This window comes from Tissierella sp. P1, assembly GCF_002266425.1.
Classification (GTDB): Bacteria; Bacillota; Clostridia; order Tissierellales; family Tissierellaceae; genus Tissierella; species Tissierella carlieri.
In genome coordinates this window covers 23099-30178 of record NZ_NPMN01000040.1, presented here as the reverse complement: position 1 = coordinate 30178, position 7080 = coordinate 23099, and the positions used below count along the sequence as shown (strand labels likewise).

Sequence of the window (7080 nt, the reverse complement as noted above, 5' to 3'; positions counted from 1 at the left end):
ACATTTAATAAATTCATCTTATTTTTCTCCTTTCATCATTAAATATCTAAATTTTATTACCCCTGACTGTTTCAATAATTTCTCGCTAATTCTCTTCAATAAACATAGTTTCTAAGATTCCATTAATTTTATATATCTCTTGAAAAAAAACGTCCAAATTGATATCAATTGGCAGTTTAATTTTAATGCATGATGTCAATATGGTTTCTCCGCTACCATTATCAGCAGTACTTAAAATCGAAATATCTATAATATCAATATCATATCTACCTAATAATATTCCTATCTCACCAATGAGGCCTGTCCTATCAATAGCAGCAATCTCTAAAGTTCTATATTTTGTCTTAAATACTTTTTTCTCAAAGGAACTCAATCTTGCTAGTGTTAAAAGTACTATGGCTGTTGTTAATAATCCACCTAAATAGTACCCATTACCGATGGCTAGTCCAATCCCCGCACATACCCATAAGCTAGCAGCAGTAGTAAGTCCTTTTATATGACTTCCTGTTCTTATTATAGTTCCTGCACCTAAAAAGCCTATTCCACTTACTACCTGTGCTGCTAATCTAGCTGGATCTCCAGTCCTCATGCCACTTTCTAAATCATAAAATCCATACATAGAAATAAGCATTATTAGAGTAGAACCAATACTTACTAAAACATGAGTTCTCAATCCAGCTGGTCTATTATTGGCTTCCCTCTCCATTCCAATTAAACCACCAATTATGGTAGATAATATAATCCTTAATATTACTTCTCTATTACTAATCATAAGTCCCGACCCCTTTAATTGGTCTAACATCTATTTAATAAATTCTTAGTATCTTGTTATTTCTAAGAGTTTAAATCTAAAATTAAAACTTCACCTTTTTTATTTATATTTATTATCTTTGGTTCTACATTACCATAAGCAGTTTCATAGTTTATATTTTTCTCATTGCTTAAAATATGTCCACTTGAAAAAACTGTAATTAATCTATCATCAAAAAATTTATGATATCCTTTTGGTTCTGCCTGATGCCCACGAACAAAAATATCAAATCCTATTAAATCTCTAAACTCTTTGAAATGTCCTTCAGTAAATTTAAACCTTACATTATCTTCTTTAAGATTTTCATTACTAACAGAAGGATCACTCCACATCATATTTTTTATTATCGAGCCATTTAAATAATCTAATATATTTTCATTAGTAAGGTCTGAAATGCTATTTATATAACTGAAGAGTTTTTCCTCTTCTTTTCTAGGTCTTGGTATCCCTCCATGAACTACCATCAGAATTATTTTCTCATTACATATAAATGAAATATTACTTAAACTATCAAATAGCTCTAAGTATTTATTAATGATATCAATGTTAAGTGTTTTATTTAATTTTGCTAGATTATATAAATATAGAAGAAACCAATCTTCTTCAATATCTTTTTCTGGTTTTCTAACCCACATTTTTACTTGCCCATCTATAAAAGAACCTCCATCATGGTTACCTCTTTGTAGAAATATATTCTCTGGAAATATATACTTTAGAGTTAATAGAAATTGTAGAGTTCTGAGATGTGCCTTTCCTCTATCAACATAATCTCCTAAGAATATTAACCTGATTTTTTCCTTCCTTAAAACCCTATTAAAGAAATCAACCTTTTCTAAGATTCTTCTAATACTAATGGTATCTGAATGTATATCACCTATTAAATAATAATCCCAATCTTTCTCATTAAATAAATATATGTTATAACCTCTTTTACCATCTTCAAGTTTTTCTTTAACCATTTTAATGTTTATGCTTTGTCTAAAAACATCTTCATTGATTCTACTATTTTCTCGATTATGAATATTACAAACTTCGTTGATTAAAAATTCATGTGTTTTATACATATGGGTTAAATCTTGTTCATTTAAGTTGTTTAAATCTCTCCAAACTAAATCAATGGTTTTAAAATAATCATCTGTAAGTTCCTCTACATTAGTGTATCTATTATTTACAATATTAGATTTTACTTCATTAATAAAGCCTATTACTTCCAAATATCTCTTCATTTTTTCACCTTATATTCTTATTTTTTAATGTCAGTTCAAAAAGGAACTTCCTTTAATCAAGTAAAGAAAGCTTTTCCTTTTCGCTTATATTTTTATAATATATTTGCGATATATGGGGGAATAATTTATATACCGCAGTGTTAGTTGTCAACTAATCCTCTATATATACATGATGGAATATTACTCCACCTGTAGGTGTGATTCTAATATCCTTAGCTTTACTACTCAATAACATAGAAGAGGTACCATAGCTTATTGGGCAAACTATATATTCATCTATTAAGAATTTTTCTGCTTTGTGAAGTAATTCATCTCTCTTTACCAAGTCTATTTCTGTTCTTATCTCATTTACTAAAGCATCATATTCAGGATTACTATAATGAGGATTGTTATTATAGTCTCCAGTGGCATAAATACTTAAGAATGAAAATGGGAAACGGCTTCCGTTCCAAGTCGATCTAGCCAATTGGAATTCTCCACTATGTCTTCTTTCAGATTCTACTTTGTATTCAACATTAGTAAGTTCTACTTCTATATTTAAATTTTTCTTCCACATTTCCTGTAACATCTCAGCAGTTTGCTTATTTTCTGGGCTTGCATTATATAGATATTCTATTTTAGGGAATCCTTTTCCATCTGGATATCCAGCCTCAGCCAAAACGACTTTTGCCTTTTCAATATCACCAGTAGGAGATAGAAGAGGGCCATTTTTATCTGCCTCTGTTCTGAAATCCTTGCCAACAGATGTAGCTCCAAAAGGTACAAGTCCTGTGGCAGGTTTAGACAATCCTGATACTGAAGTTTCTGATAGTTTCACCTTATCAATTGCCAGCACCAGTGCTTCCCTAACCTTTCTATTATTCAGAGGTTCTTTATTTACATTAAGTGCAAAATATGAAAAACTTATTTTAGGTAAAAGATGAAACTCTTCACTTTCCATTGCAAGTCTTGGTATCTCTTCAGAAGGAACACCAGTAAATCCATCTATTTCACCTGCTTCAAATGCTCTTAATGTAGTTAAAGAGTCATCAATAAATACAAATCGCAATTCATTTACCATTGCCTTGTTAGCCTTATCCCAGTAATTTTCATCTTTTTCTAGCAATAATTCCTCATTCATCTTATAGCTCTTCATCTTAAAAGGGCCATTAGTTACAATTTTATCAGGATTAGTAGTCCAATTGTCAGGATTTGCTGTTATTATATCTTCTCTTAAAGGGAAGAAAACTGGGGATGTAAATTTATATAGAACTTCATCTTCTGGTAAAGGAAATACTAACTCAATTTTTATTATATAATCATCAAGCATTTCAAAGCCTACTTCTGATAATTCAATATTTCCCTTATAATATTCTTCTGCATTCTTTATAATAAAATAGTCTCCAGCCTTTGGAACTGCCATTTCAGGATTTAGCGCTCTTTTCCAAGAGTACATGAAGTCTTTTGTTGTAACTGGCCGTCCATCTGACCATTTTGCATCTTTTCTTAAATGGAAAGTATATATTAGCCCATCATCACTAATATCCCATTTCTCTGCAATACCAGGTTGAATTTCTAATTTTTCATTTTCTCTGATTAAGCCTTCAAATATATTATCTATAACTGTATTTCCTACACTTTTGTTATTAATTTGTGGATCTAATGTAGGAGGATCTGTAGAGATACGCCATGTAAATCTTGTAGGTTCTTTAGACTTAGAATTTTCTTTTGTTTGTAGGTTGCTCTCTTCACCAGAAACATTCACAGGAACATCAGTTTTATTGCTACACCCTGTTAATGAAGTGAAAATCAAAACCATACACATAATAATAATCAAATATCTTTTATTCATTAGCCACACTTCCCTTAATTTATTTTTATATTTTAAATATAAACAATATATTAAATCTAATTGCCATCATTAACTAAATGGCAGGCAACTTTATGGTCTTTAGATACTTCTTTTAGTTCTGGTTCTACTTCTTCACAAATACTTTTAGCATATTTGCATCTAGTTCTAAATTTACATCCTGAAGGTGAAGAGATAGGACTTGGTACACTTCCTTGCAAAACTATTCTCTCCATTTTTGCTGAAGCATCAGGATCTGCAATAGGAATTGATGAAAGTAGAGCTTGAGTATATGGATGCCTTGGATTACTATAAAGTTCATGACCCTCAGATATCTCAACAATTTTACCCAGATACATAACTCCTATCCTATCAGAGATATACTTAACCATGGCTAAGTCATGGGCTATAAATAAATATGTCAATCCTAATTCCTCCTGTAAATTCTGCAACATATTTACTATCTGTCCCTGTACAGAAACATCTAATGCTGATATAGGTTCATCACAAACAATCAATTTAGGATTTAACATCAATGCCCTTGCTATACCTACCCTCTGTCTTTGTCCCCCACTAAATTCGTGAAGATATCTGTTAGCAAACTTCTTGCTTAATCCTACCCTAGCTAAAGCATCATACACCATATTCTGCTTTTCTGAGCCACTGGCTACCTTATAAATTTCTAAAGGTTCTGCTAATATTTCTGATACTGTCATTCTAGGATTAAGACAACCATAAGGATCTTGGAAAATCATTTGCATATCTTTCCTTATATTTCTCATATTCATTTTACTAACGGTTTGGTTTTCGAATACCACCTCTCCATCTGTAGGTTCATAGAGTTTTATAATTGTCCTTCCTGCTGTTGTCTTTCCACATCCTGACTCACCAACTAGACCAAAGGTTTCTCCTTTTCTTATTTCAAAGCTAATATCATCAACAGCTCTTAGATAAGTTGACCTTCTTGTAAAAAATCCTTCTTTTACAGGAAAATATTTTTTCAAATTCTTAACTTCCAAGACAATATCTCTATTTTCCATATCGCTCCCTCCTTTACTGATTGATTTTTATCGTATTAGGGCAATCTTCATGCAATTTCCAACACATCACCTTATGTTCACTTGCGATATGAAAATAAGGAGGTTGATACTTAGAACAGATTTCCATAGCATATTCACATCTATCTTCATAAGGACATCCCTTAGGTGGATTTAATAAATCCGGTGGATTACCATGGATGGTGAATAATCTTTGTGACCTATCTAAGTCTATACTTGGCACTGCCTTTAATAATCCTTTTGTATATGGGTGTTGGGGATTATAAAAAATATCTCTTACTGTTCCAATCTCCATTATTAATCCACCATACATTACAATTACTCTTTGACACAAATCTGCAATTACTCCTAAATCATGAGTAATAAATATTATGGAGGAATTAACCTTAGTAGTTAGATCCTTCATTAATCTTAATATTTGAGCTTGTATAGTAACGTCTAGTGCAGTTGTAGGTTCATCTGCTATCAATAAATCTGGTTGACAAGACAACGCCATAGCTATCATAACTCTTTGTCTCATTCCCCCGCTCATTTCATGTGGATAATTATAGAATCGTTTCTCCGGAGAAGGTATTCCAGCCAATTCTAGCATATTAATCGCTATTTCCTTGGATTTCTTTTTGCTAATATTTTGGTGCTCTGTTATTGTTTCTACTATTTGGTTTCCAATTGTATAAACTGGATTTAAGGATGTCATTGGATCTTGAAAAATCATAGATATCTCCTTACCCCTGATTTTTCTCATTTCTTTTTGGTTTTTACTTGTTAAATTTTCTCCCTTAAAGCTAATCTCACCTGACTTTATTCTTCCGGGATATTGTAGAAGATTCATTATTGATAGTACTGTTACACTTTTACCACTTCCGGACTCTCCTACTATTCCTAAAGTTTCACCTGGGTTTACATCAAAACTAATATTCCTTAAAGCCTGAACTTCACCTGAATATGTGTAGAAGGATGTCTCTAAGTTCTTAATTTCTAATAATTTTTCAGCCATCTAATCACCTCTCCCCTATTTACGTAAACGTGGATCCAGTGCATCTCTTAATCCATCACCAACAAAATTAAATGATAAAACTGTTAAACATATGGCCAATGAAGGAAAAAGTAATTTATATGGATAAGTCATAAGACTTGGTAAAGCCTCATTAGCAAGTGTTCCCCAAGAAGCTTGAGGTGCAGACACCCCTAATCCAACAAAACTTAAAGAAGCCTCAGTAAATATTGAATTGGGTATTCTCATAGCTGCTTCTATAATAACTATGCCAAGCGTATTTGGTATAAGATGTTTTGTAATTATTCTCCATGTGTTTGCTCCAACTGTCTTAGCTGCAAGAACATATTCACTTTCTTTGAGAGATAAGACTTGTCCCCTTACCATCTTTGCCATGCCAAGCCATGAGGTTAATCCAATGGTTATCGCAACAGTTTTAACTCCAGAACCAAATATAAGCATCAAAATAATAACATAAAGCAATCTAGGTATAGAGCTTAATATTTCTCTTATTCTCATCATTATCATATCTGTTCTTCCACCTACAAAGCCGGATATAGCTCCATATAAAACTCCTATAGTCAAATTCGATATAGCGGAAACTACACCAACTATCATAGATATCCTAGCTCCGTAAATTATCCTAACACATATATCCCTTCCTAAATCATCTGTACCGAATATATGTAATTTATTTAAAACCTTTTTATAAACCTTAATTTCTTCACCTTGTGAATTCTTTATTTGATAAGGCTTTTCATTAAAATCAAATATTACTTCTGTTCCACTAATATTATATATTCTCTTCTTTTCTTGAACATTTTCTGTAACATCTGTGACTTTCTCTAATAATCGTCCATCTTTTGTAACTATAAAAGCTCCCATAACTGGATCTAAATAAAAATAAGTATCTTCATTGAGCTTTCGTATGGGGAATCTTGGCGGAATAGATTTAAAATCAATATTTTGGTCTGAATAGTTATATGGCGAAATATAAGGACCAAAAATGGATACAAACACTAAAAATATCATTATAATTACACCAAGTACAGATAATTTATTTTGTCTAAATCTTCTACTTACATCCTTCCAATGAGTCAAAGATTCTCCTGCTATATTTTGTACTACCTCACGGTTTTCAACGGGTTTCCATAACTCTGGAG

At 31.8% G+C, this 7080-nt stretch carries 6 protein-coding genes; all 6 read right to left on the bottom strand.

What is annotated here, in order from left to right; translation table 11 throughout:
• Window positions 1–85: 85 nt before the first annotated feature.
• The gene (locus CIW83_RS19750) at window positions 86–772 is read right to left on the bottom strand and encodes an MgtC/SapB family protein (protein WP_094904164.1); all 687 of its coding nucleotides are present in this window, start codon (window positions 770–772) and stop codon (window positions 86–88) included.
• A gap of 62 nt (window positions 773–834) precedes the next feature.
• On the bottom strand, window positions 835–2037 hold the full coding sequence (locus tag CIW83_RS19745; RefSeq protein WP_094904163.1) for a metallophosphoesterase family protein: 1203 nt from the start codon (window positions 2035–2037) through the stop codon (window positions 835–837).
• Window positions 2038–2188: 151 nt separating this feature from the next.
• Window positions 2189–3868, bottom strand: a complete 1680-nt coding sequence (locus tag CIW83_RS19740; RefSeq protein ID WP_094904162.1) for a peptide ABC transporter substrate-binding protein — start codon at window positions 3866–3868, stop codon at window positions 2189–2191.
• 56 nt (window positions 3869–3924) lie between these two features.
• Window positions 3925–4905: an ABC transporter ATP-binding protein gene (locus tag CIW83_RS19735; RefSeq protein ID WP_094904161.1), complete on the bottom strand. Its 981-nt coding sequence runs from the start codon at window positions 4903–4905 to the stop codon at window positions 3925–3927.
• A gap of 13 nt (window positions 4906–4918) precedes the next feature.
• Complete coding sequence (locus CIW83_RS19730; RefSeq protein WP_094904160.1) at window positions 4919–5920, bottom strand: ABC transporter ATP-binding protein; 1002 nt, start codon at window positions 5918–5920, stop codon at window positions 4919–4921.
• Between the two features lie 15 nt (window positions 5921–5935).
• Window positions 5936–7018 (bottom strand): ABC transporter permease, encoded by a 1083-nt coding sequence (locus CIW83_RS19725; protein ID WP_094904159.1) that lies wholly within the window; start codon window positions 7016–7018, stop codon window positions 5936–5938.
• Window positions 7019–7080: the final 62 nt, after the last annotated feature.

Bases quoted from the DNA above. Each gene is read 5' to 3' on its own strand.
- CIW83_RS19750 (WP_094904164.1), bottom strand. From the start codon at position 772: ATGATTAGTAATAGAGAAGTAATATTAAGGATTATATTATCTACCATA.
- CIW83_RS19745 (WP_094904163.1), bottom strand. From the start codon at position 2,037: ATGAAGAGATATTTGGAAGTAATAGGCTTTATTAATGAAGTAAAATCT.
- CIW83_RS19740 (WP_094904162.1), bottom strand. From the start codon at position 3,868: ATGAATAAAAGATATTTGATTATTATTATGTGTATGGTTTTGATTTTC.
- CIW83_RS19735 (WP_094904161.1), bottom strand. From the start codon at position 4,905: ATGGAAAATAGAGATATTGTCTTGGAAGTTAAGAATTTGAAAAAATAT.
- CIW83_RS19730 (WP_094904160.1), bottom strand. From the start codon at position 5,920: ATGGCTGAAAAATTATTAGAAATTAAGAACTTAGAGACATCCTTCTAC.